This window comes from Clavibacter michiganensis subsp. tessellarius, assembly GCF_021922985.1.
Classification (GTDB): Bacteria; Actinomycetota; Actinomycetes; order Actinomycetales; family Microbacteriaceae; genus Clavibacter; species Clavibacter tessellarius.
The window spans coordinates 1,313,744-1,340,298 of record NZ_CP040788.1; the positions used below are offsets into that span (position 1 = coordinate 1,313,744).

25 protein-coding genes and 1 tRNA gene are annotated in these 26,555 nt (G+C 73.4%); 5 read left to right on the forward strand and 21 right to left on the reverse strand.

Going from position 1 to position 26,555, the window contains the following annotated elements; translation table 11 throughout:
* Positions 1-78: 78 nt before the first annotated feature.
* Complete coding sequence (locus tag FGG90_RS05990) at positions 79-570, reverse strand: DoxX family protein (RefSeq protein ID WP_094129260.1); 492 nt, start codon at positions 568-570, stop codon at positions 79-81.
* A 225-nt stretch (positions 571-795) separates the two neighbouring features.
* Between FGG90_RS05990 and FGG90_RS05995 the strand changes: the two genes are divergently transcribed.
* The gene (locus FGG90_RS05995) at positions 796-1,797 is read left to right on the forward strand and encodes a trypsin-like serine peptidase (RefSeq protein ID WP_094129256.1); all 1,002 of its coding nucleotides are present in this window, start codon (positions 796-798) and stop codon (positions 1,795-1,797) included.
* A 90-nt stretch (positions 1,798-1,887) separates the two neighbouring features.
* Here the strand turns inward: FGG90_RS05995 and FGG90_RS06000 are convergent, their stop codons facing one another.
* The 4 genes from FGG90_RS06000 to FGG90_RS06015 all read right to left on the reverse strand — a co-directional run bounded on the left by FGG90_RS06000 (position 1,888) and on the right by FGG90_RS06015 (position 6,906).
* Positions 1,888-3,021 carry a hypothetical protein gene (locus FGG90_RS06000; RefSeq protein ID WP_094129253.1) on the reverse strand — a complete coding sequence of 378 codons (1,134 nt, stop codon included), beginning with the start codon at positions 3,019-3,021 and terminating at the stop codon, positions 1,888-1,890.
* A complete protein-coding gene (locus FGG90_RS06005; protein WP_094129250.1) occupies positions 3,018-4,181 on the reverse strand; it encodes a hypothetical protein in 1,164 nt (387 codons plus the stop codon). The genes FGG90_RS06000 and FGG90_RS06005 overlap by 4 nt, the downstream gene beginning before the upstream one ends.
* A gap of 116 nt (positions 4,182-4,297) precedes the next feature.
* On the reverse strand, positions 4,298-5,539 hold the full coding sequence (locus tag FGG90_RS06010; protein WP_094129247.1) for an acyl-CoA dehydrogenase family protein: 1,242 nt from the start codon (positions 5,537-5,539) through the stop codon (positions 4,298-4,300).
* Positions 5,536-6,906: an LLM class flavin-dependent oxidoreductase gene (locus tag FGG90_RS06015; protein ID WP_094129244.1), complete on the reverse strand. Its 1,371-nt coding sequence runs from the start codon at positions 6,904-6,906 to the stop codon at positions 5,536-5,538. Before FGG90_RS06015 ends, FGG90_RS06010 begins: the two co-directional genes overlap by 4 nt.
* Before the next feature lie 391 nt (positions 6,907-7,297).
* Between FGG90_RS06015 and FGG90_RS06020 the strand changes: the two genes are divergently transcribed.
* The 3 genes from FGG90_RS06020 (at position 7,298) to FGG90_RS06030 (ending at position 10,744) form a co-directional block, all read left to right on the forward strand.
* Positions 7,298-8,332, forward strand: coding sequence for a trypsin-like serine peptidase (locus tag FGG90_RS06020; protein WP_094129241.1), 1,035 nt, complete (start codon positions 7,298-7,300; stop codon positions 8,330-8,332).
* Between the two features lie 319 nt (positions 8,333-8,651).
* A complete protein-coding gene (locus FGG90_RS06025) occupies positions 8,652-10,124 on the forward strand; it encodes an MFS transporter (RefSeq protein ID WP_094129238.1) in 1,473 nt (490 codons plus the stop codon).
* A 128-nt stretch (positions 10,125-10,252) separates the two neighbouring features.
* Positions 10,253-10,744 carry a GNAT family N-acetyltransferase gene (locus FGG90_RS06030; RefSeq protein ID WP_094129235.1) on the forward strand — a complete coding sequence of 164 codons (492 nt, stop codon included), beginning with the start codon at positions 10,253-10,255 and terminating at the stop codon, positions 10,742-10,744.
* 191 nt (positions 10,745-10,935) lie between these two features.
* On the opposite strand, the gene FGG90_RS06035 is transcribed toward FGG90_RS06030, so the two are convergent.
* The 6 genes from FGG90_RS06035 to FGG90_RS06060 all read right to left on the reverse strand — a co-directional run bounded on the left by FGG90_RS06035 (position 10,936) and on the right by FGG90_RS06060 (position 14,708).
* Complete coding sequence (locus FGG90_RS06035) at positions 10,936-11,262, reverse strand: hypothetical protein (protein WP_094129232.1); 327 nt, start codon at positions 11,260-11,262, stop codon at positions 10,936-10,938.
* 16 nt (positions 11,263-11,278) lie between these two features.
* Positions 11,279-12,589, reverse strand: a complete 1,311-nt coding sequence (locus tag FGG90_RS06040; RefSeq protein WP_094129229.1) for a DUF2510 domain-containing protein — start codon at positions 12,587-12,589, stop codon at positions 11,279-11,281.
* A gap of 131 nt (positions 12,590-12,720) precedes the next feature.
* Positions 12,721-13,152 carry a very short patch repair endonuclease gene (locus FGG90_RS06045; RefSeq protein ID WP_237583566.1) on the reverse strand — a complete coding sequence of 144 codons (432 nt, stop codon included), beginning with the start codon at positions 13,150-13,152 and terminating at the stop codon, positions 12,721-12,723.
* 134 nt (positions 13,153-13,286) lie between these two features.
* On the reverse strand, positions 13,287-13,742 hold the full coding sequence (locus FGG90_RS06050) for a hypothetical protein (RefSeq protein WP_133065157.1): 456 nt from the start codon (positions 13,740-13,742) through the stop codon (positions 13,287-13,289).
* Between the two features lie 249 nt (positions 13,743-13,991).
* Positions 13,992-14,065 (reverse strand) — tRNA-Pro (locus FGG90_RS06055).
* Positions 14,066-14,159: 94 nt separating this feature from the next.
* Entirely contained in the window at positions 14,160-14,708 is a 549-nt protein-coding gene (locus tag FGG90_RS06060; protein ID WP_094129220.1) for a hypothetical protein, read from the reverse strand.
* A 332-nt stretch (positions 14,709-15,040) separates the two neighbouring features.
* On the opposite strand from FGG90_RS06060, the gene FGG90_RS06065 reads away from it, so the two are divergent.
* Entirely contained in the window at positions 15,041-16,408 is a 1,368-nt protein-coding gene (locus FGG90_RS06065) for an acyl-CoA dehydrogenase family protein (RefSeq protein WP_210433059.1), read from the forward strand.
* 93 nt (positions 16,409-16,501) lie between these two features.
* On the opposite strand, the gene der is transcribed toward FGG90_RS06065, so the two are convergent.
* From der to FGG90_RS06115, 10 genes are all read right to left on the reverse strand, one after another.
* The gene (gene der, locus FGG90_RS06070) at positions 16,502-18,010 is read right to left on the reverse strand and encodes a ribosome biogenesis GTPase Der (RefSeq protein ID WP_094129217.1); all 1,509 of its coding nucleotides are present in this window, start codon (positions 18,008-18,010) and stop codon (positions 16,502-16,504) included.
* A gap of 42 nt (positions 18,011-18,052) precedes the next feature.
* Complete coding sequence (cmk, locus tag FGG90_RS06075) at positions 18,053-18,796, reverse strand: (d)CMP kinase (RefSeq protein WP_094129214.1); 744 nt, start codon at positions 18,794-18,796, stop codon at positions 18,053-18,055.
* Positions 18,793-19,911 (reverse strand): prephenate dehydrogenase, encoded by a 1,119-nt coding sequence (locus FGG90_RS06080; RefSeq protein WP_094129211.1) that lies wholly within the window; start codon positions 19,909-19,911, stop codon positions 18,793-18,795. The genes cmk and FGG90_RS06080 overlap by 4 nt, the downstream gene beginning before the upstream one ends.
* Positions 19,908-20,768, reverse strand: a complete 861-nt coding sequence (locus tag FGG90_RS06085) for a pseudouridine synthase (protein ID WP_094129208.1) — start codon at positions 20,766-20,768, stop codon at positions 19,908-19,910. The genes FGG90_RS06080 and FGG90_RS06085 overlap by 4 nt, the downstream gene beginning before the upstream one ends.
* Entirely contained in the window at positions 20,752-21,366 is a 615-nt protein-coding gene (scpB, locus tag FGG90_RS06090) for an SMC-Scp complex subunit ScpB (RefSeq protein ID WP_094129205.1), read from the reverse strand. Before scpB ends, FGG90_RS06085 begins: the two co-directional genes overlap by 17 nt.
* Positions 21,356-22,213: a segregation and condensation protein A gene (locus FGG90_RS06095; RefSeq protein WP_378143564.1), complete on the reverse strand. Its 858-nt coding sequence runs from the start codon at positions 22,211-22,213 to the stop codon at positions 21,356-21,358. The genes scpB and FGG90_RS06095 overlap by 11 nt, the downstream gene beginning before the upstream one ends.
* Positions 22,197-23,045, reverse strand: a complete 849-nt coding sequence (locus FGG90_RS06100; protein ID WP_250891237.1) for a ParA family protein — start codon at positions 23,043-23,045, stop codon at positions 22,197-22,199. The genes FGG90_RS06095 and FGG90_RS06100 overlap by 17 nt, the downstream gene beginning before the upstream one ends.
* Positions 23,046-23,149: 104 nt before the next feature.
* Positions 23,150-24,136, reverse strand: coding sequence for a site-specific tyrosine recombinase XerD (gene xerD / locus FGG90_RS06105; protein WP_094129199.1), 987 nt, complete (start codon positions 24,134-24,136; stop codon positions 23,150-23,152).
* On the reverse strand, positions 24,133-24,804 hold the full coding sequence (locus tag FGG90_RS06110) for an NUDIX domain-containing protein (protein ID WP_165771396.1): 672 nt from the start codon (positions 24,802-24,804) through the stop codon (positions 24,133-24,135). The genes xerD and FGG90_RS06110 overlap by 4 nt, the downstream gene beginning before the upstream one ends.
* Positions 24,801-26,540 carry a CTP synthase gene (locus tag FGG90_RS06115; RefSeq protein WP_094129196.1) on the reverse strand — a complete coding sequence of 580 codons (1,740 nt, stop codon included), beginning with the start codon at positions 26,538-26,540 and terminating at the stop codon, positions 24,801-24,803. Before FGG90_RS06115 ends, FGG90_RS06110 begins: the two co-directional genes overlap by 4 nt.
* Positions 26,541-26,555 lie beyond the last annotated feature (15 nt).

Genomic DNA, 26,555 nt, shown 5'->3' on the forward strand with positions numbered 1-26,555 from the left:
GCCGACACGCTCCGGTTCGGCCTCTAGGCACGCTCCGCCGATCCCGTCGGATCCGCCGCGCCCGCCGCTCGACCCCGGTCAGCGGCGGGCGCGCCTGTTCCGCCAGGCGGACCACGCGCCGGTCGCCCAGAGCGCCCAGATCACGAGGAGCGGCTGGAACACCAGGCGGGTCGCGCGGGCGGCGTCGGTCTCCAGGCCGAACGCGGGCGTGCGGGTGACGAGCTGCGAGATGTTGCCGGGGAAGATCGCGACGAAGAACGCGGCCACCACGAGCCCGACCCAGATCCGCCAGCGCCCGAGCAGCACGAGCGACAGGCCCAGCAGGATCTCCACGACGCCCGACGCGAGCACCACGAAGTCGGGATCCATCGGCAGCCACGTCGGCACCTGCGCCTGGAACGACTCGCGCGCGACCGTGAGGTGCCCGGTGCCCGCCATGACCAGCACGAGGCCGAGCAGGATCCGCGCGAGCGTGCGCGGGATCGAGCGCCGGCCGCCGTCCGGGGCGATGCGCGGATCCGCCGTCCGCTGATCGGCGTCGGTCGGGCGGGAGGCGGGGCGAGAGGTCATGCCCCCAGTCTGACGCGCGGCGGATGTGCGCCCGTCGGCCAGCCGACCCGTGCGACGCCCGCGCGCGGGGGCACCGTCGGCTCGGCAAGGCGGCCCGGCGCGCCCGCCCGGCCGCCCGCCCGCCCGGCCGGCTGTTCGGCGTCCGCGCGCGGGGGCGCGGCCGACGGATACCGTCGGTGCCTCGGCCGCCGGACCGGCGGTCGCTCCCCCACGGAAAGGCCGCCCATGACGCACGCGTCCCGCACCGCCGCACGGATCCTCGCCCGCACGCTCCTCCGCCGCCCGGCCCTCGCCGTGGCCGCCGGCGCCGCGGGCCTCCTCGCCCTCGTCGCCGTCTCCCCCGCCTCATCCGCCACCGCCGACGACACCGTGCCCGCTCCCACGACCGTCACCCGGTCCGCCGCCGAGGCGGCCGACGCCGTCGCCTTCTGGACGCCCGAGCGGCTCGAGGGCGCGGGCTCGCCCGAGCTCACGCGCGTGACCGGCACCCCGACCTCGCCGGACGACACCCCGTCCGCGGACGAGCTCACCACCTCCGCCGCCCTCGAGCAGCGCCTCGCCCGCCCCGTGATCCCGGTGGCCCAGCAGGTCGACCCCGTCCCGCACATCGGTATCGTCGCGTACGTCGTGGACGGCAAGGAGATGAGCTGCACGGGCAACGCCGTCGAGTCCGCCAACGGCCTCACCGTCGCCACCGCGGGCCACTGCGCGTTCCCCGGCAAGGACCCGTCGAGGATGGTCTTCGTGCCCGGCTACATGAAGGGCCAGCCGTACACCGTGTGGCCGGTCACCTCGGTGACGCTCGCGGCGGGCTGGCGCGAGACGCTGGATCCGGCGCGCGACACGGCGTTCCTCACGGTCGGCAGCCCCGACGGGCGCACCCTCACCGAGGCCGTCGGCGCCTCCCCCGTGGAGTTCCACCAGGGGCTCACGCACTACACGACGATCATCGGCTACCCCGCCTCGGGCCGCTTCACGGGCGACGCGCCGTTCCTCTGCAGCGGCACCGCCCGCGCCACGCACCTCGAGGGCCAGTCCGGCCAGGAGCTCGACTGCGACATGAAGGAGGGCGCGTCGGGCGCCCCGCTGTTCGACGGTTCGGGCCCCGGCGCCCGCCAGTACAGCGTGCTGTCCGGCGGACTGGAGGACCAGCCGCTCGTGGTCGCGCCCGTGTGGGACCGCGTCATCGAGGCGGCCTACCGAGCGGCCCAGGCGCACGTCGGCTGATCCCGCGCGGGTCGCGCGCCCTCCCCGCGAGGGCGCGCGACCTCCCCGCGAGGGCGCGCGGTCGGGGCCGCTCGGGGCGCGTGATCCCCGTCAGTCGAGCACCAGCACGGCCACGATCCCGGCCGCGAACAGGAGCAGGGGCACGCCCACCGCGATGACGCCGCCCAGCGTCGGCGTCATCCGCAGTCGGCGCACCGGCCGCGGACGGGATGCGCGGTCCGGCTCCGGCAGGCCCATCGCCCGCAGCACGGCGTCGAGCGCGGACGGGTCGTCGGGATGCTCGATCGGGTCGGCGCGCCAGCGCTCCCACCGGTCGACCTTCGCGACCAGCGCGGTCGTCGCCTCGATCACGTCGCGCCAGCGCTCGGGGTCGCGCGTCACGACGTCGTCGGACGAGGTGAGCAGCAGCCGGTCGCCCACGACCTCGACGTCGAGGCCGCGCACCCGGTCGATGAGCAGGGCGAGGATGTCGGGCGTGAAGAGGTAGAGGGCGTCGCGCTCGCTGCCGGCCGGGCAGTACAGGGCGAAGTGGCGGTCGACGTCGCCCTCGAGCGACAGGCGCTGCTCCCGCTCCGGCCGCGACATCATCGTCAGCGCCCGCCGCAGGAGGCCCCGCCGCGCGATCACGCGGATGTGCGGCATCTCGTGCGCGAGCCGGATCATCGCGTACCCGCCGAAGCGCGGCGCCCCCTCGCGCCGGCCCGCCGTGACGATCTCGTGGTTCCCGAACTCGACGCCGGGAGCCGAAGCCGGCCGCATCACCCGGGTGAGGTCGAAGTAGCGGCGCGCGGATCCGAAGTGCCCGTCGGACATCGGCCCCGGCAGGTACGTCATGCCGTTCGCTTCGGCGAAGCGCGCGAGCCGGAGGTGCGCGCGGTAGCCGCCGCGGCGCTCGCGCGAGCGGATCACCCAGCTGCCGAAGACGACCAGCAGGATCGCGGGCAGCGCGCCGATCAGCGCCTGCCAGGCCGCCTCGCTCGCGGCATCAGGGGCGCCCTCCTGGAGGGTGTCGGCCATGATCCCCGCGAGCAGGACCACCATGAGGGCGCTCGCGCCGGCGATGAACACCATGAGCGCGGTCCGCGCCTTCACGCCGATCCCCTCCGCCTCCGGATGCGCGCGGCGGAACCCCCGGCGGAAGGCGCGCAGGTCGCGCCGGCGGATCCGGTCGGTGAGCGGATCCGTGTCGAGCCGCGCCCGGGTGAGCGCCCGCTCGCCCGTCACGGCAGCGTCGTGATGAGGAAGCCGGCGCCGAAGAAGGCCGCGGCGAGCGCGATCAGCAGGAGCAGGCCGACCGTCGGCCGGTTGCGGAGGCGTCGCCCCGCGGCGGCGACCCCGCGCGACCGGCGGGCGCGCCGACGGGCCTTCCCAGGCGGCGGCACGGCGAGCGCCTCGTCGGACGCCGTGAGCACCGACGCCTCCTCGCCCTCGAGCGACAGCAGCCGGTCGTCGCGCCAGCGCTCCCAGCGGTCGACCTTGGCCATGAGGGCGGCGGTCGCGTCGATCACGTCGCGCCAGCGCGCGGGATCGAGCGTCACCATGTCGGCCGGCGAGCGCAGCAGCAGCCGGTCGCCGCGGATCTCCACGTCGAAGCCGCGCACCCGGTCGACGAGCACCGCCATCACGTCGGGCGTGAAGAGGTACAGGGCGTCGCGCTCGTACCCCTCGGGGCAGTACAGCGCGGCGTGCCGGTCGAAGTCGCCCTCGAGCTCCAGGCGCTGGCCGCGGGCCACGTCGAGGGTCGGCGTCATGGCGCGGCGGAGGCGCGTGCGGGTCGAGATGACCTGGATGTGCGGCAGCTCGCGTCGGAGCCCGATCATCGCGTAGCCGCCGTACTGGGTGATGCCCGCGGCCTTCGAGGCGCTGCTCAGCTCGTGGTTGCCGAACTCGACCGGGCGGGCCGTGCGCGGCCGCATCACGCGCGTCACGTACACCCCGCGGGAGGCGGCCTCGCCCATGTGCGCGTCGCTGATCGGGCCCGGCACGTATTTCAGCCCGTTGACCCGGCCGAAGCGGGCGAGGCGGTAGTGGGAGCGGATCCGGCTGCGGCGTCGGCGGGTGCGGACGAGGCGCCACGCGAAGAAGACGCCGGCGCCGAACATCGGCAGCGCGAACACGGACATGCCGAGGGCGTCGCCGCGGGTCTCGGGGTCGTCCGTGAAGATCGCGCCCAGCGCGCCGGCGAGGAGCAGGACGCCGCCGAGCGGGATGGAGACGACGGCGAGGATCCCCTGGGCGATGCGGCCGAGCGCGAACAGCGGCGAGACGAGCACCGGGAACCGGGCGGTGAACTCGCGGCGGAACCGGCGGAGGTCGGCGCGGTCGATGCGGCCGGTCAGCGGCGTCGTGTCCAGCTGCGGCCGGCTGGGCGCGTGCGTCGTCATGGATCCCCTCGTCCCGCGGCGTCGCGGCCGCGCCTCCACCGTACCGAGGGCGCCGGTCGCGATCGGGCGCGCGGACGCCCCCAGGTCGGGCGGCACGGCGACGCGCGGCGCGGCCCTCAGCGCGGGAAGGGCGTCGCGCCCACCTTCTCGTAGGCGGCCCACGCGTCCACCGGGCCGCGGCCCGCGACCGCGTGCTCCCCGATCACCCGCGCCTTGTAGACGGCCGGGTTGTGGCTCGCGACGACGCGCGCGTTCCGCCAGTGCCGGTCGAGCGCGCGACCGCCGGAGGTCGCGGACGCTCCCCCGACCTCGAACAGCCGCGTCGCGGCGGCGGGCACCTCGTCGACCGCGTGCACCTGCGCCCGGTAGACCGCGTCCTCGGCGGCGTCGAGCATCGGCCGGTCGAGGGGCTCCCCGGGCGGGGCGGTGGCGACGGCGTCGTCGAGGAGCGCGGCAGCGGCGAGGGTCGCGGCGCGCACGGCGAAGGCGGCCGCGGAGATCCGGCCGACGACCTCCAGCACCTGCGGGTCGTCCTTCGGCAGGGCCGCGGTCGCGTGGATGTAGGTGCGCGTGCGGCTCCGCACGAAGTCGACCGCGTCGCGCTCGACCTCCTCGGCGATGCCCGCCAGCACCGCCACGAGGTAGAGCTGGTAGAAGGCCTGGATGTGGCTCAGCGGCGCCTCGCGGTACGCGGTGACGGTCGCCGGATCCACCTCCACGCCCTGGAAGGTCGTGGTGCCGCTCGCGGTGAGGGTCTGGCCGAACGCGTCCCAGTCGTCGACCGCCGTGACGCCCGGCGCATCCGTGCGGATCGCGAGCGTCACGCGCTCCACGCCGTCGGCGGCCGCGCGGCCCGCGGCCAGGTAGATCCAGTCGGAGTAGAGCGTGCCGGTGGAGTAGTACTTGGTGCCGTCGAGGATCCAGCGGCCGTCGCGCTCGGTGAGCGTCGTGGAGATGTCGGCGAGCGTGGTGCCGGTCTGCTCGCTCGTGGCGTTGCCGACGAGGGCGCCGTCGGCGATGCGGCGGATCCACTCCGCGCGCGCCGGTCCCGGCGGCCGGCGCAGCACGAGCTCGACGTAGCCGAAGTGGCCGCGGAGCAGGTGCCCGACGTTCGCGTCGGCGGCCGACAGCTCGATCACGAGCTCGGTCAGCTGCGCGAGCGAGGCCCCGCGTCCGCCGTCGGCGACGGGGAGGCGGATCGCCCCGAACCGAGCCTCGCGGAGGAGCGCGACCGCGTCGAACGCGAGGTCCCGGCTGCGCTCCCGGGCGACGGCGCCCGCGCGGATCCGGTCGAACAGCGGCAGGAACTCGGCCCGCAGGTCGGCGGTGGAGGCTCCATCCGGCGAGGCGACCGTCACGAGAACGCGCCCCGGTACGCCGCCGCCGGGTGCGAGTCCGGCAGCCGGTCGCGCCCGGTGAGCTTGTGCCGGAGCGTGCCCGGCTCGTACTCGCGCTGCTGGAGGCCGCGCTCCTGGAGCACGGGCGTGACGTGGTCGACGAAGTCCTCGTAGCTGCCGGGCAGGGTCCAGTTGATGACGTTGATCCCGTCGACGCCCGCCTCCTGCCAGCCCGCGAGCACGTCGGCGATCTGCTCGGGCGTGCCCACCACGCGGCCGCGCAGCTTCGCGGAGAGCCGGGCGAGGTCGGCGATGGTCGGCTCGCGGTCGGACGACGCCTCGCGCAGCCAGTTCAGGTGGCTCTGCCCGGCCTGCGTCTCGACCTGGCTGAGCGGGGTGGACGGATCCAGCTGCTCGCCCGTCTTCGGGTCGAACCCGAGGTTGGAGTGCAGGAGGAAGCCGTCGGCGCTCAGGTACTCGTCGATCTCGGCCTCGTTGCGCTTCGCCTCCTCCTCCGTGCTGCCCGTGATGAAGGAGAGCCCGAGCCAGAAGGAGAGGTCGTCCGCTCGGCGTCCGGCGTCCACGGCGAGCGCCCGGGTGTCCTCGATGAGGGCGCGGGTCTTCTCCGGCGTCGACGACAGGATGAACTGCGCCTCCGCGTTCCGGGCGGCGAAGCGGCGGCCGACGGGCGAGGATCCGGCCTGGAAGAGCACGGGCGTGCGCTGCGGCGACGGCGACGAGAGGTGCGGCCCGGCGACCGTGTAGCGCGGCCCCTCGTGGTCGATGCGGTGGATCCTCGACGCGTCCGAGAACACCCCGCGCGCCTTGTCGCGCTGGAGCGCGTCGTCGTCCCACGAGCCCTCCCACAGCTTGTAGACGACCTCGAGGTACTCGTCGGCCCAGGCGTAGCGGGCGTCGTGGTCCTCGAGGCCGTCGTGCCCGAAGTTGCGGGCGGCGCCGTCGAGCGCGCTCGTCACGACGTTCCAGGCGATGCGCCCGTCCGTGATGTGGTCGAGCGTCGACACCTTGCGCGCGAAGTCGAACGGGTGCGCCTGGAGCACGGAGCTCGTGAACGCGAACCCGAGGTGCTCGGTGCTCACGGCGAGCGCGGAGATCAGCACGGACGGGTCGTTGCTCGGGAACTGGAGGCCCTCGCGGGCGTTCACGTCGTAGGCGCCGTCGCCCGGGCCGTAGAGCCCGACGACGTCGGCGAAGAACATGGCGTCGAAGCGGCCGCGCTCGAGGGTCCTCGCGAGGTCGACCCAGAGCCGCACGTCGTCGAACTCGTGCTGCCGGGCGGCCGGGTGCCGCCACAGGCCGTGCTGGATGTGGCTGGCGGTGTTCATCACGAAGGCGGCGAAGCGGAGCGGGGGCCGGGCGTCGGGCATGGGGATCCTCTCGTCGGGATCCCAGCGTCGCACGGGTGGGGAAATGCGGGTCGGGTGCGCGTAGCGGTCCGTCACATGGGCGCCCGCCGGCGCGCTGTGCAGGACCGGCCCGGCCGATCCGGGCCCGTCGCTACGGTCGGCGCGGGCTCCGGTCGGCGTGGGCTCCGTCCGGCGCGCGGGACGCACGGCGGCGGGGCCGCATCCGCCTCGACGCAGCGCGCACGACGCCACCCGCACCGCGCTCCACGCACGACGCACGACGCACCACGCACCACGCACCACGCACCACGCACCAGGCAGCCCGCACCACGCACTCGCACCGCGCACCACCGGCGCCGACGCCCGTCCGCGCCGTCCCCGCCACGCCCCGTGGCCCGCCCGAAGGATCCGCATGCCCTGTCGCCCTGCCCTCTCCGCGCGCCGGCCGCTCGCCGCCGTCGCCGTCCTCGGCCTCACGGCCGCCCTCCTCGGGGTCGCGTCCGCGGCCTCGGCCGACGAGGCGTCCGGCGCCGTCGTCGGCTCCTCGATGGCGAGCGCGGAGCACGCGAGCCCGGTCGCGGGGACGGCTGATGCACCCGACTCCGTAGCCGTCGACGTCACGAGCGCGCAGGCCGCCGACGCCGTCGCGTTCTGGACGCCCGAGCGCCGGGCCGTCGCGATCGACGCGGACGCGCGGACGTCCTCGTCCACGTCCACCGCGGACGACGCGGCGCGCTCCGACGCGGCCCGCACCGACGCCGTCGGCACGGACGCCGCCGCCGACTCCTCCCGCGCCGTGCAGGTCGCCCCCGTCTCCCACATCGGCCGGATGTACTACATGCAGGCCGGAGTCGGCTACGCGTGCACGGCCAACGTGGTCGAGTCGGCGAACCGGTCGACCCTCGCGACCGCCGGCCACTGCATCACCCAGAACCAGGTCTTCTCCGACCACATGGTGTTCTACCCGGGCTTCGACTCCGGCCCGTCGGCGTCCGGCGCATGGCCCGTCATCACCGGCTACGTCCCCTACGGCTGGTACGAGCGCAACGCCGGCGACCAGTTCGACGACAGCGGCTTCCTGGCCGTGAAGAGGGACGCGTCCGGGCGCGACATCCAGAGCGTCGTGGGCGCCTCGCCCGTGCTGTTCGACCAGTCGAACGCCGAGCGCGCGGCGGTCTACGGCTACCCGGCCACGGGGCGCTTCGACGGCCGGACGCTGCAGCGCTGCGGCGGCCTCACCGAGGGCGTGTCCGTCGAGGAGTTCGCGCTCCCCTGCGACATGAACGCCGGATCCTCCGGCAGCCCCGTCTTCGCGGGCGACGGCGCCGACGGTGCGCAGTTCGCGAACGTCGCGGAGCACTACGGCGACAGCAGCCACGTGCTCGGTCCGGTGTGGCAGGGCACGGAGCACGACGCGTACGACCTCGCGGCGGCCGTCGCGAACTGATCGGGACGGGTCGCCGGGAGGGCGGTCGGCGGGCGCGATGCCCGCCGGCCGCCCTCGTGCGTGCGGGGCGCCCGCAGGTGCGGTGTTCGCGATGCGGTCCTCGGCGCCGTGTTCGCGGCGCGGTCCGCGGAGCCGCGGCTCCGCGCTCGGCTCGCTGCGCCGCTCCCTCCGCGTGTGACGCCCCGTGACCGGCACGCGTTACGCACCGTGACCGCGGGTCTTCCCGGGCCGGGTGATCACGGGCCACGGTGGGCGGCACCCGAGCGGATCCCCGCCCGGACCGCTCCCCCTGCACCGCAGCCGCACCGCTGGAGACCCGATGACCACCGCACCGCCCGCCGCATCCGCCGCACCGACCGCCACGCCTCCCGATCCGCCCGCCGCACCCGAGACGCCCGAGGCGCCGGCCGACGTGTCGCGCCGCCGACGCCGCGTCCTCGCCGCGTCGTTCGTCGGCACCACCGTCGAGTACTACGACTTCTACCTCTACGCCACGGCGTCCGCGCTCGTGTTCGGCAGCCAGTTCTTCCCGAACCAGACGCCCGCCGTCGGACTCCTCTCGTCGTTCGCCGCGTACGGCGTCGGGTTCCTCGCGCGGCCCATCGGCGGGATCGTCGCCGGGCACCTCGGCGACCGCATCGGCCGCAAGCGCATGCTCGTCTACTCGCTCGTGCTCATGGGCATCGCGTCGACGCTCATCGGCGTCCTGCCCACCTACGCGACCATCGGGCTCGCGAGCGTCGTCGGCCTGGTGTTCCTGCGGCTCGTGCAGGGCATCGCGGCGGGCGCCGAGTGGGGCGGATCCGCGCTGCTCTCCGTCGAGCACGCCCCCGCCCACCGCCGCGGCCTCTTCGGCGCCTTCACGCAGATGGGCTCCGCGGGCGGCATGCTCCTCGCCACCGGCGTCTTCGCCGCGACCCGCTTCGGCCTCGGCGAGGAGGCGTTCCTCGCCTGGGGCTGGCGCCTCCCGTTCCTCCTCAGCGCCGTGCTCGTGGGCGTCGGCCTCGTGATCCGCCTCCGCGTGGAGGACGCCGCCGAGTTCCGCGACATCAAGGCCGCCGGGGCGGTCGAGCGCTTCCCGCTCGGCGTCGTGCTGCGGAGGCACCCGCGCGCCGTGCTGATCACCGCCGGCCTCCGCCTCGTGCAGCCCGCGCTCTACTCGATCCTCACCGTCTACACGCTCTCCTACCTCGCGTCGAAGAGGGGCGACTCCGGCGTCGCGCTCACGTCGGTGCTCATCGTGTCGGCGCTCAGCGTGCTGACCACTCCGCTCTGGGGCTGGATCTCCGACCGGGTCGGCCGCCGTCGCCTCACCATCGCGAGCGCCGCGGGCATCGGGATCCTCATCTGGCCGTTCTTCGCGTTCCTCGACTCCGGCCCGCTGCTGCTCCTCCCGCTCGTCTTCGCGCTCGGCATGAACGTCTTCCACGACTCGATCTACGGCCCCCAGGCCGCGTGGTTCGCCGAGCAGTTCCCGACGGGCGTCCGCTACAGCGGCGTCTCGCTCGGCTACCAGGTCGGCAGCATCTTCTCGGTCGGGCTCACGCCGCTCCTCGCGGTGCTGTTCCTGCAGTGGGGCGGCGGATCCCCGTGGATCCTCTGCGCCTACATCGGGCTGTACGCGGTGCTGACGATCGCGGCGGCGGTCGCGGCGAAGGATCCGGCGCGGGAGGCGATCGACCGGCGGCGGGGTGCCGCTGCCTCCGGGTCCGCTTCCGGCTCCGCCGACGACGACGCGCCCGGATCCGTCGCGGTCGAGCTCCGCGAGCGGGAGCGCGCGACGACGCGATAGGCGCGGGTAGCCGAGGGGCGAGGCGGATGCGCCCCGCCCCTCTTCGCGTCCTGCGGCCGTCCGCGCTCCCGGCCTGGTCGCGGAGGGACGGCTCGTCCGCGGAGGGACGGCACCCGTATCGTGGCGCCATGACCGCCGCGCCGACCGTCCGCCCCGCCGTGCCCGCCGACGCCGACGGGATCGCCGAGGTGCACATCCGCACCTGGCAGGAGACGTACGCGCACCTGCTCCCGGCGTCGTACCTCGACGGGCTCGACGTCGCGACGCGGGCCGAGGACTGGCGCCGGACGCTGACCTCCTCGTCCTCAGCGCCGCCATGGGTCGCCCTCGACGGCGACCGGATCGTCGGATTCGCCCTCTCGGGACCGGCGCGCGACGAGGATCCGCCCCGTCCCTTCCAGCTCTACGCGATCAACGTGATCGCGTCCGCGCACGGATCCGGCGCCGGCCAGGCCCTGTTCGACGCAGCCGTCGGCGACTCGCCCGCCTACCTCTGGGCCGCCGACGACAACCCGCGCGCCGAGGCGTTCTACCGCCGGAACGGCTTCGTCCGCGACGGCGGCGTGGAGCGGCAGGTGTACCAGGGGGCGGAGATGGTCACGGTGCGGATGGTGCGGTGAGGGTGGGCGTCGTGGGGTCGCCCGGGAAGATCGCCCCCGCACGGCCGTCAGGGACGAAAGTCGCCTGGCGTGGGAAGCGGGTCCTTTATGCGCATCACACGTTCGATCTTCCGCAAGCTCCCGATCAGCCGCCCCCGGAGCTGCATGAGTCTGAACTGCCAGAGCTCCGGCGTCTGCTCGTATGACTCCTTCTAGTCGGCGCAATACCGCACCATCTCGTGAAGGGCTTCTCGCAGGCGCTCGTTCGGAGAAATTTCATCACGGAGGGCGCTGATCCGCTTCTGAGCCGAGTGGACGCTGTCGAAGCAGTACTGAGCAGCCGGCTCATCGCCCGTCGCCTCCATGGGAGTGATCAGCTCGAAGGCACGCCGCACCGCCAGATCATCCGCCAGGTTGAACACCAGCTGACGGTTCTTGCGCCGAAGCTGAAGCAAGTAGGAGACGATCGCGATCCCGACCGTCAGCGATGCACCCACTGCCGTCACTATGAGGTCGGGAATGAATGTCGACCAGCTCATCAGATGTCCCTGCGCGTCACATCGTGTTCCAGTGGTACTTCCCGCTGGCGTCCGGGCCCTTGCCGCCGCACCTGTAGCTGCGTCCGTTGTCGGCCTGCGCCACAGCGCCCACCGAAGAGCAGAAGCCGCCGGGGTTGATGCCGCCGGTCTGCTGCGCCGGCTCGGGAGCAGGCGCAGGGGCCGCCGGAGCCGGTGCGGGCGCGACGGGCGCCGGAGCGGGAGTCGCCGGCTTCGGCGCGGGAGCCGGTGCGACGGGTGCCGGGGCCGGAGCCGGCGCGACCGTCGGCTCGACGGTGGGCGCCGGGGCGGGCGCCAGCAGCGTGAGCGTCACGATGGATCCGGCATCGACGCGCGACCCGGGCGCCGGGCTCTGCGACTTCACGGTCATGCCGTTCGTGAGGGCGGTCTTCTCGCCCGACTCGAGCACGTACTGGACGACGTAGCCGGCCTCGCGGAGGAGCGACCCGGCGCCCGCCGCGGTCTTCGCGCTGACGTCCTCGACGACGTGGACGACCGGCGTGGGCGTCGCCGACGGCGTGGGGGTGGGGCTGGGAGTCGATGACGCGCTCGCGCTGATCGCCTCCGCCGGACGCGGGCCGGGTGCCGAGGCGGCGACCGGGACGGCGGCGCCGATGATCAGGAGCAGGATCGCGCCCGCCGCGGTCGCGCTGTTGCGGGGTCGGGTGGCGAGCGCCGGGACCCAGCTGCGGCGTCCGGTGAAGAGCGGGTACAGCGCGGTCACGAGGGCGACCAGCCCGACGGAGACGAACATTCCCCCGAAGCCCCCGACCGCTGTCGTGATGAGCACCGCGAGCGCGACGACGGCCGCGATGACCCACGTCGTCGCCGGGTGTCGGCTCGGGCGCGTGTCGGTGACGACCGCGGTCGGGGCCGCAGGGAGGACAGGGGCGGCCGGCGCGGCGATGGCCTTGCGCGCCTTCCGCGCGGGCTTCGGCGCCGGCGTGGCGACGGTGGCTGCCGTCGCCCGCTGGGACCGCGCTCGCGTCGCAGCCGCCCGCTCCGCGGCCTTCGCCTGCATCGTCGCCTCCCGCTGCGCGACCTTCGCGGTCCGCTGCTGCTCGGCGACGACGGCGCGCTCGGCCTGGACCCGCGCGGCATCCGCGGCGCGAGCGGCCTTCGCCTGCTCGGCCTGCTGCGCGGCGGCGACGGCGGCCAGCGCCGCGGCGCTCGGCGCCTGCGCCTGGGGCGCGGCGGGCTGCCCCATCGGCGCGACGTGCTGCGTCCACGCGGATCCGTCCCAGTAGCGGAGCTGGCCGGATCCGTCGGGGAACCAGCCGGCGGGAGCGGCGGAGGGGACGTCGGGCATGGTGCTCCTCGGGTGCGTGCCGCGGCGAAGGGGTAGGCGGCAGGTGATGCCGTCGAGTGACGACGCTTGAGGCTATGAGCGCGCTCTCGCGGGCGTAAGCCCTCGTGTGGGGGTGAATGGGGGGGGCGGGACTACTGGGATCCGCTGCCACGACCGGCATCGTGCGGATCCCTCTCCGTCGACGTCGACGATCGCGCCTTCTCGACCGCAGCGATGATCCGGTCCGCCACCTCCGGTGCCGGCTCGTGCTCCCAGAACCGCAGCACGGTCCAACCCAAGCCTCGGAGTACGGCGGTCACCTCCGCATCCCGCTCGACGTTCCGCGTGAGCTTCGGGATCCAGTAGTCGGCGTTGGCCTTGGGGAGGTGCAGGTGCTCCGGGCAGCTGTGCCAGAAGCACCCGTCGATGAAGACGGCGATGCGCTGGCGGGTGAATGCGATGTCGGCTCGACTGCGGGTCTCGCGGACCACACGAGAGTCGATCCGGTACCTCATGCCCTCCGCGTGCAGGATCCGCCGCACGGCTAGCTCAGGAGCGGTGTCACGACGCCTGTTCGAGCGCATGACCCGCCGGGAAGCGTCGGAAGAGGCCCAGGACACGGGCAGAGGAGAACACGAACGTCCGACCTCGGCCATGGAGCGTCGGAGCCTCTTGCTGGACAGGCGTCCTCCCACGGCCAGCGCCGGGTCTCCTCCGGTCACTTGGAGCGTGACACCGTCCAGATCGAGTCCATGCCACGGTCGGGGTGGTACGACCAGGACACCTCGATGCCGTCGAACTCCTCCACCTGTCGGCCGTCCATCGAAGTCGTCTGCTCCATGTGCGAGACGATGCTCGCCGGCGTCTTCATCTCATCGACGAAGCACCACAGATCCGCGCTGCTCACTCCCGCGTAGTCGTCTTGGCCCCGGTTCTCCAGGTCGAGGGTCAATCCGCCATCCCCGATCTCAGCCTGCGACGAGTCGAGATTGCATGACGCCACGGCGTTGCTGAGAAGCGTGGATCGCGCTGCTTGGTCCCGGGCGACGGCCTCCTCCGCAGTGGCGCGTTCCTCAGCTTTCCTGCTGGCCTCAGCGGCATCGGAGAGCGCACTCCCGACACCGAAGAGCGAAACTCCGACGATCAAGCCGGCTAGCCCTCCGGTAGCGCCCACGACCAGCGGATGCACACGGAACCAGATAGGACGGGACGAATCAATCGGTGATTCCGGCTCACGAGGCGAAGCCTCCTGAGACGGGGAAGCAAAAGGAGAAGGAGGCGATTCGGGCACCATCTGAATCTATGCGTCACGCACGTACGCAGACCTCTCGGAGCGCGATGTCCGCTGCCCCCAGTTGGTGGGCGATCCCAGATGCGACGAATGCCCCGGCCGGACCCATAGGGTCCTTCCGAGGCATGTCCGTCGGGCTGACAGGATTTGAACCTGCGACCCCTTGACCCCCAGTCAAGTGCGCTACCAAGCTGCGCCACAGCCCGCTGTCCCATCGCTGGGCAACTCGTAGAGCCTACCGCATCAGCGGCACTGCTCCGGCACGCGCCGAGCGCGAGGCCGGCGGAGGCCGGCGCCGTGTCAGGCCGCCGCGCCACCCGACGGCCGAGCCGACGACGAGCCCGCCGCCGCGCCGCGCTCCGTCCGCGCCACCCGCGCCGGCTTCGGGAACGCATCCCGCATGTGGTCGCTGCGCAGGATGTCCGCCACCCCGATGAGCAGCAGCGAGAACACGATCTGCTCGATGACCATCCAGAGCGGGTAGAGGCCCGGGATCGCGGCGATCACCAGGGTCACGATGGGGAAGATCTGGCTGAAGAGGCGGAGTCGCGAGTACGCCCACCAGTAGCCGGCCGAGGCGCGCCAGGCGAAGTAGTAGAGCGTGACGGTCATCGCGAGCACCACGAAGGAGCGGAACCAGACGGCCGGGGCGACGGCGATGCCGTCGGAGGCGAGGGTCAGCGCGATGGCCACGGCGGTCGCGCCGACGGCGGTCTCGGCGACGAGGATCCACCGGATCCAGCGGAAGGCCCGCGCCGTGAAGGGGTGGTCGCGCTTGTCCTCGGCGATGACGTGGCCCGCCTGGCGGCCGGCCGCGATGCGGTCGAGACGGCTGAGCAGCTGGTCCACCGGTGTCGTCCTCCTCGGGTCGGGCGAGCGGGCGTCGGATGCGCCCGGATCAGGGTACGACGCCACGCCGCCCGCCCGCCGGGAACGAGCCGGGCTGCGCGGGACGGACACGTCAGCATCCCCTCATCTCGCCGCCGAGGCGCGGGGGCGACACGATCCGGGCACGCGCGCCGACGACCCGCCCGCTCCCCCGCATGACACGCCATGACGCCCCGCGTCGTCACACCCCGCAACCCCGCGTCACACCCCTCGCCAGCCCGCCGGACCCGCCCCTACCGTGGCCCCACCGCGAGGCGCGGCACCGGTCGCGCCCCTTCACGAGAGGACAGGACATGACCCTGATCGACCGCGAGCCCCGACCCGCATCCGGCTCCCCCACGCCCGCCCGCAGCACCGCGAACGCCAGCGCCGACGCCCACGCCAGCGCCAGCGCCAGCGCCAGCGCCCACGCCGACCGCCCGCGCCCCGCTCCCCTCGGCGACGCCCCCGTCGACCGCTGGAAGGGAGCCCCACGCCCCACGACGCCGGCGGCGTGGATCGCCCGTGCCCGCGAGGTCGGCGACATCCTCGCCGTCGACCAGGTCGAGCGCGATCGCGCCGGCGCGAGCCCGCACCAGGAGGTCGCGCTGCTCAAGCACGCCGGCCTCGTCACGCTGCTCGGCCCTGCGGAGCACGGCGGCGGCGGGCAGACGTGGGACACCGCGTACAAGGTGATCCGCGCGGTCGCCCGCGGCGACGGATCCATCGGCCAGCTCCTCGGCTACCACTACCTCTGGGCGTGGGCCGTGCGGCTCGTCGGCACGGACGCGCAGATCGCGGCCGTCGAGAAGCTCGCGACCACCGGGAACCTCCTCTTCGGCGGCGCCGTGAACCCGCGCGACTCCGACCTCGTCATCCGCGAGGACGGCGACGAGCTCGTCTACTCGGGCCAGAAGTCCTTCTCTACGGGCGGCGTCGTCTCCGACCTCACGGTGCTCGAGGGCGTGATCGAGGGCACCGATACCCACGTCTTCGCGATCGTGCCGACCGACCAGCCGGGCATCGTCTTCGGCCACGACTGGGACAGCCTCGGGCAGCGGCTCACGGAGTCGGGCTCTGTCGAGATCCGCGACGTGCGGGTGCCGTGGGCGGATGCGGCGGGCTTCGTCGACAGGGTGTTCCAGCCGCTCGTCTACGGAACGCTCAACGTGCCGGCCATCCAGCTGGTGTTCGCGAACTTCTACCAGGGCATCGCCGAGGGCGCGCTCGAGACGGCCGCGGCCTACACGCGGAGCACCACGCGCGCCTGGCCCTACGGCGGCGACGACAAGGAGCGCGCGACCGACGAGTGGTACGTCCTCGAGGGCTACGGCCAGCTGCAGTCGAAGGTGTGGGCGTCGGAGGCGCTGCTCGATCGGGTGGGCGCCGAGATCAGCGCCGTGCTGCACGCGCCGCGCGAGAGGCTGACGGAGCGGAAGCGCGGGGAGATCGCCGTGCGGGTCGCCGCGGCCAAGGCGCGCATCGCGGAGGACGGGCTGGAGGTCGGCACGCGCATCCTCGAGCTCACGGGCGCCCGCGCCTCCTCGGCGAAGGCCGGGCTCGACATCTTCTGGCGGAACCTGCGCACGCACACGCTGCACGACCCGATCCCCTACAAGCGCCGCGAGGTGGGCCGGCACCTGCTGCTCGGCGAGATCCCGGAGCCGACCTGGTACACGTGATCCCCGCCCGCACACGCACGGACGGCGCCGACCCCGAGAGGGATCGACGCCGTCCGTCGTGCTGCGAGCCGGAGCCCGCGGAATGCGCGAGCGCTAGCGCTTCCGCTTCTCCCGCACGCGCATGTTGACGATGATCGGGCTGCCCTCGAAGCCGTAGATCTCGCGCAGGCGACGCTGGATGTAGCGGCGGTACTGCGGGTCGAGGTACCCGGTCGTGAAGAGCACGAATGTCGGCGGGCGGCTCGAGGCCTGCGTGCCGAACAGGATGCGCGGCTGCTTTCCGCCGCGCACGGGGTGCGGGTGCGCCGAGGTGAGCTCCGCGAGGAACGCGTTGAACTTGCCCGTCGCGATGCGGGTGTCCCACGACTCCAGCGCGACCTCGAGAGCCGGGACGAGCTTCTCCATGTGGCGGCCGGTGCGCGCCGAGATGTTGACGCGCGGCGCCCACGACACGTGCGCGAGGTCGGTCTCGATCTCGCGCTCCAGGTAGCGGCGCCGCTCGTCGTCGAGGAGGTCCCACTTGTTGAAGGCCAGCACGAGCGCGCGGCCCGACTCGAGCACCAGCTCGATGATGCGGATGTCCTGCTCGCTGATGACCTCGGAGACGTCGATCATGACGACCGCGACCTCCGCCTTCTCCAGCGCGGCGCTCGTGCGGAGCGACGCGTAGAAGTCGGCGCCCTGGGCGAGGTGCATGCGGCGGCGGATGCCGGCGGTGTCGACGAAGCGCCACACCTTGCCGGCGATCTCGACCTGCTCGTCGACGGGATCGCGCGTCGTGCCGGCGAGCTCGTTGACGACCACGCGCTCCTCGCCCGCGGCCTTGTTGAGCAGGCTCGACTTGCCGACGTTCGGGCGGCCGAGGATGGCGACGCGACGGGGTCCGCCCACCTCCTCCTTGGCGACCTTGGAGACGAGCGGCAGGGTCTTCAGCACGAGGTCGAGGAGGTCCGCGACGCCGCGGCCGTGCAGCGCCGAGACGGGGTGCGGCTCGCCGAGGCCGAGCGACCACAGCACGGCGGCGTTCGGCTCCTGGCGCACGTCGTCGACCTTGTTGGCCGCGAGGAGCACGGGCTTGTTGGTCTTGCGGAGGAGGCGGACGACGTGCTCGTCGGTGCTCGTGGCGCCCACGTTCGCGTCGACGACGAAGAGCACGGCGTCGGCGAGGTCCATCGCGATCTCGGCCTGCATGGCCACGGACGCGTTGATGCCCTTCGCGTCGGGCTCCCAGCCGCCGGTGTCGACGAGCGTGAACCAGCGGCCCGCGTGCTCGGCCTTGTAGGAGACGCGGTCGCGCGTGACGCCGGGGGTGTCCTCGACGACGGCCTCGCGGCGGCCGAGGATCCGGTTGATGAGGGCCGACTTGCCCACGTTGGGGCGGCCGACGACCGCGAGCACGGGCAGCGCCGGCAGGTACGTGACCTGGTCGGGGTCGTCCGTGGCGGTCTCGAGGACCTCCAGGTCCTCGTCCTCGAGCTCGTAGTCCTCGAGCCCGGCGCGGAGCGTCTGCGCGCGCTGCGCGGCCAGGTCCTCGTCGATGCTCGACAGGCGCTCGTGGAGCCCGCTGTCGAGCTCGGGGAAGTCGTCGTCGTGATCAGCCATGCGTGTGTCCTCTGGCGTGTCGGCCCGTCACCGGGCCGCGCCTCAATCTGTTCGTGCGTGAACGAGATCGACCACCGCCTGGACGGTCTGGTCGAAGTCGATGTCCGTGGAGTCGATGGTGGTCACACCATCTGCGGCGTTCATGAAATCGACGACCTGCGAGTCGGCCCGATCCCGGGAGGCGAGTGATTCGCCGACCGCGGCGGCCGACTGATTCGTCGTCTCCGCGGAACGCCTCCTCATCCTAGCTTCCGGGGAGGCCGTGAGGAGAATGCGCACCTGGGCGTCCGGCGCGACGACGGTGGTGATGTCGCGCCCCTCGACCACGATGCCGGGCTTGTCGCTCGACGCCATGAGCGAGCGGAACAGCTCCACCATGTAGTGCCGCACCTCGGGCACGCGCGCCACGTGGCTGACCACGGCGGAGACGCGCGGCTCGCGGATCGCCTCGGTGACGTCGGTGCCGCGCACGCTCACGCGCGTCTCGGACGGGTCGATGCCGATGTCGTAGTCGAAGCCCTCGATGAGGCTCGTGACGGTCGCGGGGTCCTCGGTGTCGACGCCGCTCTCCAGCGCGAACCAGCTGAGCGCGCGGTACGCGGCGCCCGTGTCCTGGTAGTCGAAGCCGAGGGCGCGCGCGGCGGCGCGGCTCACGCTCGACTTGCCGCTGCCGGCGGGGCCGTCGACGGCGACGACCGTGCGGTTGAGCGTGGCGTCGACGAGGAGGGCGTCCTCGAGCGGGTCGGGTGCGGTCGTCTCGGGTGCGTCCACGGCGTCTCCGGTCATCCGGCGATCCTCCAGTTCCGTTCTTCGAGCCGCGCGACCAGGCGGTCACGGGCCTCGGGCAGCACGGCGATCTCGACGAGACCGACCTGCGCGCCCTGGGAGTGCTCGAGGCGCAGGTCCTCGATGCTGACGTCGGCGGCGCCGACGTCCGCGATCAGCGCGGCGAGCTGGCCGGGCCGGTCGTCGATCATCACGGTGAGGGCGGCGAAGCGCCGGTCCTGCCCGTGCTTGCCGGGGATGCGGGCGACGCCCGCGTTCCCCGCGTGGATCCGCTCGGCCACCCGCAGCCGGGCACCCTGCGCGTCGACGTCGTCGAGCGCGCCGATGACGTCGTCGAGGTCGGCGCGCATGGCGCGCAGGATCGGCACGATGCGGGAGGCGTTGGCGCCGAGGATCTGCACCCACAGCGCCGCGTCGCTCGACGCGATGCGCGTGGTGTCGCGGAGCCCCTGGCCGGAGAGGCCGAGCGCGGTCGCGGATCCGTCGGCGAGCCGCGACGCCAGCAGGCTCGCGACCACCTGCGGCACGTGCGAGACGAGCGCCACCGAGGCGTCGTGCTCCTCCGCGGTCATCTCGATCGGCACGCCGCCGAGGTCGAGGATCAGCTGCTCGACGGGCGCGCCCGCCGCGTACGTGATGCCGCCGTGGCCCGCGATGACCCAGGGCCGGCCGAGGAAGAGGTCGCCCGTCGCGGAGACGGGGCCGCCGCGCTCGCGCCCGGCGAGCGGGTGCGAGCCGAGGTAGCGGGAGAGGTCGGCGCCCATCGCGGCGAGATCCGCGAGCGGCGCGGCCTTCACGCTCGCGACGTCGGTGACGAGGGCGTCCGGATGCGCGGCCAGCTCGGCCGCGACCACGCGCGCGGTCACGTCCGGCGGCACGCACACGACCACCAGCGACGGCCGGTCGGGCGCGGACGACGCGTCCGCGATCCGCCCGGCGCCCATGTCCGCCGCGAGCCGCAACGTGGTCGGCGACGCGTCCGCGAGCACCACGTCGACGCCGCGGGCGGAGAGCCCGAGGCCGATGCTCGTGCCGAGGAGCCCCGTGCCGACGATCCGGACGGTCCCCTGCACGCGCGTGTCGGTCGCCTGGACGGCGCCCGCGGCCTCGCTCACTCGCCGTCCTCGCGGTCGACGTCCCCCTGCGCCTCGGCCGCCGCGCCGGCGCCCTGCGGGGTCGCGGGTCCGGCCTGCGCGCGGGCCTCGCGCGAGATGGTGAGGAGCTGGCCGAGCTCGTCGGAGGTGAGGTCGCGCACGCGGCCGACCCCGAGGGATCCGAGGTGCAGCGGCCCGAACTGGCGGCGCACGAGCTCCTCCACCGGGTGGCCGACCTCGTCGAGCATGCGGCGCACGATGCGGTTGCGGCCCGAGTGCAGCGTGATCTCCACGAGCGTCTGGTCGCCGCCGCCCGAGAGGATGCGCGCGCGGTCCGCCTGGATCGGCCCGTCCTCGAGGTCCACGCCCTGCGTGAGCCGCTGGATCGTCTGCGGCGTGACGCGGCCGGTGACCTTGGCGATGTACGTCTTCAGCACGCCGAAGGACGGGTGCGCGAGCACGTGCGCGAGGTCGCCGTCGTTGGTGAGGATGAGGAGCCCGCTCGTCTCCGCGTCGAGGCGGCCGACGTTGAACAGGCGCTCCTCGAACTCCTCGGTGAACTCGCGGAGGTCGGGGCGGCCGCGCTCGTCGCGGAGCGAGGAGTAGATGCCGACGGGCTTGTTGAGCATCAGGTAGCGCTTGGAGGTGTCGAGCTGCACGGCCTGGTCGTCGACCGCGACCTCGTCGACGTCGGGGTCGATGCGGCGGCCGGGCTCGGTGACGACCTCGCCGTTCACGGTGACGCGGCCCGCGGCGATCATGTCCTCGCAGACGCGGCGGCTGGCGACGCCGGCGGCGGCCATCACCTTCTGCAGGCGGATGCCCTGCACCGGCTCGTCCGGGTTCCAGGCGTGCTCGTTCTCAGTGGAGGGGGTCATGGAAGCCTTCCGCCCCGTCGGGGAGCAACGGGGAGATCGGGGGGAGCTCGTCGAGCGAGTTGATGCCGAGCTGCGTGAGCAGGTGGTCTGTCGTACCGTAATGGATCGCGCCGGTCTCGCCGTCGGTGAAGGCCTCCGTAACGAGGCCCCGCGCGAGCAGCGTCCGCACCACCGAGTCGACGTTGACGGCGCGGATCGCCGCGACCTGGCTGCGGCTGATCGGCTGCTTGTAGGCGATCACCGCGAGCGTCTCGAGCGCCGCCTGCGAGAGGCGCGTCGGGTTCTGCGTGAGCACGTGGTCGCGGATCACCGTGTCGTACTCGGCCCGCACGTACACGCGCCAGCCGCCGCCGACCTCGCGCAGCTCGAAGCCGCGGCGCACTCCCCCGGTGCGGCCGTCGAAGTCGTCGACGAGTCGCTGGATCGCGCGGCGCACCTCCTTCACGGGCGTCGAGGTCGCGGTCGCGAGGGTCGTCACGCTCTGCGGCTCGTCGGCCACCATGAGCAGCGCCTCGAGCGCGCGGTCGAGGTCGAGCGGCGCGTCGGACTCGGGCGCGGCGGCGGCGCCGTCAGCGGGATCCCCCGGCTCAGCTGTCATAGCCCGCCCCCAGGCTCGCGAGCGCGTCGTCGCTCCAGCTCTCGGCGGTCCAGCGCAGCGTCAGCTCGCCGAGCGCCTCGGGCTGGTCGAACTCGATGGCGGCGACGCGGTACAGCTCGAGCACCGCGAGGAAGCGCGCGATCACGACGCCCGTGAGCCCGGCATCCGCCACGAGCTCGCGGAAGGTGACGGGCACCCCGACCCGCAGCCGCGCGACGACCACGGCCGCCTGCTCCCGGATGCTCACGAGCGGCGCGTGCAGGTGGTCGAGTCCCACGGTCGGCACCTCCCGCGGCGCGAGCGCGAGCAGCGCGATGGCCGCGAGGTCGGCGGGCGAGGTCGTCCAGACGAGCTCCGGCACCTGCGCCCGGAAGCGCTCCTCGAGCGGCACGTCGCGGAAGGCGCGCGTCGACTCGGTCGCGAGGCGCTGCTGGAACCAGCTCGCCGCCTCCTTGAACGCGCGGTACTGCAGCAGGCGCGCGAACAGCAGGTCGCGCGCCTCCAGGAGCGCCACGTCCTCCGCGTCCACCAGCTCCCCCTGCGGCAGGAGCCCCACCAGCTTGAGGTCGAGCAGCGTCGCCGCGACCACGAGGAAGGAGCTGGCCTCGTCGAGGTCGTCCGGTCCGTCGAGCCCGCGGATGTGCGCGATGAACTCGTTGGTCACGAGGCTCAGGCTCACCTCGGTGATGTCCATCTCGTGGCTGCCGATGAGCGACAGCAGCAGGTCGAACGGCCCCTCGAAGTTGCCGATGCTGACACGGAACGCGCGCTCGGGATCCGTCCGCGGCGCGTCCTCCACCGCGAGGCCGGCGCCGGCCGGGGACGAGCCCCTACGCGACGGCGCCACGCGCGATGAGCTCCCGCGCCACCTTGCGGTACGCGAGCGCGGCCGGGTGCTCGGGCGCGAACTGGATGATGGGCTTGCCCGCCACGGACGCGTCCGGGAACTTCACGGTGCGGCCGATCACGGTCTCCAGCACGCTCGCGTCGAACGCCTCGACCACGCGCTGCAGGACCTCGCGCGAGTGCAGGGTGCGGGAGTCGTACATGGTCGCGAGGATCCCGTCGAGCTCGAGCCCCGGGTTCAGCCGGTCCTTGACCTTCTCGATGGTCTCGACGAGGAGCGCGACGCCGCGCAGCGCGAAGTACTCGCACTCCAGGGGGATCAGCACGCCGTGGCTCGCCGTGAGCGCGTTGACGGTGAGGAGGCCGAGGGACGGCTGGCAGTCGATGAGGATGACGTCGTAGTCGCCGCTCACCTTGCGCAGCACGCTCGCGAGGATCTGCTCGCGCGCCACCTCGTTGACGAGGTGCACCTCCGCGGCCGACAGGTCGATGTTGGCGGGGATGACGTCGAGGCCCTCGAAGCCCGTGGTCTGGATGGCCTCGCGCGGGTCCTTCACGGTGCCGAGCAGGAGGTCGTACACCGTGACCGCGTCGTGCGTCTGCACGCCGAGGCCCGCGGACAGCGCGCCCTGCGGGTCGAAGTCGACGGCCAGCACGCGGCGGCCGTAGCTGGCGAGCGAGGCACCCAGGTTGATGGCGGTGGTCGTCTTGCCGACGCCGCCCTTCTGGTTGCAGAGGGAGATGATCTTCGCGGGCCCGTGCCCCGCGAGCGGCTCGGGCTCGGCGAACTCGCGCAGCTCCCGGCCGGTGGGTCCGAGCACGGGGACGTCCATTCCCGGGAGCTCGGTCACATCTGGCTTGCGCGTCACGTGGGTCTCTTCCTGCCGCTCCTCCGACGCCGTCCGCCGGATCCTGCGAGTCTACCGGGGAGGGTCGCTCACGCCCGGCGGGCACGCGGGTGCGCGGTCGTGTAGACGTCGCGCAGGGTGTCGACCGTCACGCGCGTGTAGATCTGCGTGGTCGCGACCGACGAGTGGCCGAGGAGCTCCTGCACGACGCGCACGTCGGCGCCGCCCGCGATGAGGTGCGTCGCGAACGAGTGGCGGAACGTGTGCGGCGAGATCTCCTCGGAGACGCCCGCGCGCTCGGCCGCCGCCTTGATCACGAGCCACGCGTTCTGCCGGGAGAGCGCGTGGCCGCGCAGCCCGAGGAACAGGGCGGGGGTCGCGGATCCACGCGCGGCGAGGATCGGGCGGACGCGCACGAGGTACGCGTCGACGGCCCGGCGCGCGAACGACCCGACGGGCACGATCCGCTGCTTGCCGCCCTTGCCGAGCACGCGCACGAGCTCGTCGGCCGCGCCGTCGGGGCCGAGCACGTCGTCGACCGTCAGCGCCGTGATCTCGCTCACGCGCGCGCCGGTCGCGTACAGCAGCTCGAGCAGTGCCTTGTCGCGCACGCGGAGGGGGTCGTCGCCGTCGGTGGCGTCGAGGATCCGCCCCATCGTCTCGATCGAGACGGCCTTCGGCAGGCGGCTCGGCAGCTTCGGCGGCCGGGCGTCGGCGGACACGTCGACCTCGACGATCCCCTCCTCCAGCAGGAAGCGGTGGAACGACCGGACGCTGGAGAGCATGCGCGCGAGCGACGACGCCGTGAGGCCGCCCTGCGCGGGGTCGCGGACGCGCTGCGCGAAGCCGGTGACGTGCGCGGGCGTCGCGTCGGCCGGATCCCGCACGCCCGACGCGGCGAGGTGCGCCGTGTAGCGGGCGAGGTCGCGGCGGTAGGCCTGGACCGTGTTGCGGGAGAGGCCGCGCTCCACCTCGACGTGCCGGAGCCAGCGGTCGACGGCGCCACGGAGCGCGACCGGCACCTCGGGGGCGGCGTCGGGCGCCGCTCCCCCCGGTGCGTCGGCCGCGTCCGTCACGAGGCGGGCGCGGACCCGTCGTCGCGGAGCTTCGGGTGCCTTGGCCAGGGCGCGTCCGCGGGGCCGAGCGTCGTCCAGCCGCGCGAGCGCGCCACGTGCGCCTGGAGCACCGCGATCACGGTCGACGGGTTCTGGATCCGCCGCTCGAGCACCGCGGTGACGACCTCGTCGAGGTCCACCCAGCGCTTCTCGATGTCGGCCTCCTCGTCCGTGCGCGCGAACGCCTCCGCCGTGGCGGTGAGGCCGCGCGCGAGGTACACGCGGATCGCCTCGTCGCTGCCCCCGGGCGTCGTGAGGAACTCCGCGAGCACGCTCCAGTCGGCGGCCTCGAGGTCGGCCTCCTCCGCCAGCTCGCGCTGCACGGCGGCGAGCGGCGGCTCGTCGGTCACGTCGAGGAGCCCGGCCGGGATCTCCCACTCGCGCATCCGCACTGGGTGCCGGTACTGCTTGATGAGGAGCACGCGGTCCTCGTCGTCGATCGCGAGCACCGCGACGGCGCCCGTGTGGTCGACGAACTCCCGCGTGATCTCCGCGTGGCCGTACCGGAACGTCTCGCGCCGGACGTCCCAGACCATGCCCGCGAACGCCTTCTCGCTCGACGTGATCTCGTACGCGGCCGGGTCGTCGACCAGCTCGGCGTCGCCGGATCCGCTCACGGCGTCCGTCACGCGACGGCCTCGGCGTCGTCCTCCGCGAACAGCGTGCTGGCCGCCTGGCGGTCGAGGGCCGCGCGGACGAGGCCGGCGAACAGCGGGTGCGCGCGGTTCGGACGCGACCGGAGCTCCGGGTGCGCCTGCGTGCCGATGTAGAACGGGTGCACCTCGCGCGGCAGCTCCACGTACTCGACGAGCGTGCCGTCGGGCGAGGTGCCCGAGAACACGAGGCCGGCGTCCTGGATGCGCTCGCGGAACTGGTTGTTGACCTCGTAGCGGTGGCGGTGGCGCTCGTGGGAGACGGGCGCGCCGTACAGCTCCGCCGCGAGCGAGCCGGGCGCGAGCGCCGCCTCGTAGAGGCCGAGGCGCATGGTGCCGCCCAGGTCGCCGCCCGCGATGATGTCGACCTGCTCGGCCATCGTCGCGACGACCGGGAACTCGCTCTCGGGATCGAACTCGCTCGAGGACGCGCCCGCGAGGCCCGCCTCGTTGCGCGCGTACTCGATGACCATGCACTGGAGGCCGAGGCAGAGGCCGAGCACCGGGATCATGTTGTCGCGCGCGAACTTCAGCGCGCCGAGCTTGCCCTCGATGCCGCGGATGCCGAAGCCGCCCGGCACGCACAGCGCGTCCAGGTCGCTCAGCCTCTTCGCGGCGCCCTCGGGCGTCTCGCACTCGTCGGACGCGACCCAGCGCAGCTTCACGCGCGCCGAGTGGGCGAACCCGCCCGCCCGCAGCGCCTCGGTCACCGACAGGTACGCGTCGGGCAGGTCGATGTACTTGCCGACCAGGCCGATCGTGACCTCGTGCTTCGGGTCGTGCACGGCGTCGAGCAGGTCGCTCCAGCCGGACCAGTCGACGGCGTCCGCGGCCGGGAGGCCGAGGTGGTCGATGATGTAGCTGTCGAGGCCCTGCCCGTGCAGCATCTCGGGGATGTCGTAGATGCTCGGCACGTCGACCGCGTTCACGACGGCCTGCTCGTCCACGTCGCACATGAGCGCGATCTTCTTCTTGTTCGAGTCGGAGACGGGCCGGTCGCTGCGGAGCACGAGGGCGTCCGGCTGGATCCCGATGGAGCGCAGCGCCGCCACCGAGTGCTGCGTGGGCTTGGTCTTCTGCTCGCCCGACGCGCCCATGTACGGCACGAGCGAGACGTGCACGAAGAAGACGTTGTTCCGGCCGAGCTCGTGGCGCACCTGGCGCGCCGCCTCGATGAAGGGCTGGCTCTCGATGTCGCCGACCGTGCCGCCGATCTCGGTGATGATCACGTCGGGCTGCGGCTCGTCCGAGGACTGCAGGCGCATGCGGCGCTTGATCTCGTCGGTGATGTGCGGGATGACCTGCACCGTGTCGCCGAGGTACTCGCCACGGCGCTCCTTGGCGATGACCTCCGAGTAGATCTGGCCGGTGGTCACGTTGGCCGCCTGGTCCAGCTCGATGTCGAGGAAGCGCTCGTAGTGCCCGATGTCGAGGTCGGTCTCCGCTCCGTCGTCGGTCACGAAGACCTCGCCGTGCTGGAAGGGGTTCATGGTGCCCGGATCCACGTTGAGGTAGGGATCCAGCTTCTGCATGACGACGCGCACGCCGCGCGCCGTGAGGAGGTTGCCCAGGCTGGCCGCCGTGAGGCCCTTGCCGAGCGAGGAGACGACGCCGCCGGTCACGAAGATGTGCCGGGTGATCCTGCCGCCTGCCGTGCTGGTCGTGCTGTCCGTCGTGCTCGAGTCCGTGTCCGTTGTTTCGATGTCCGCCACGGGCTTCCATCCTAC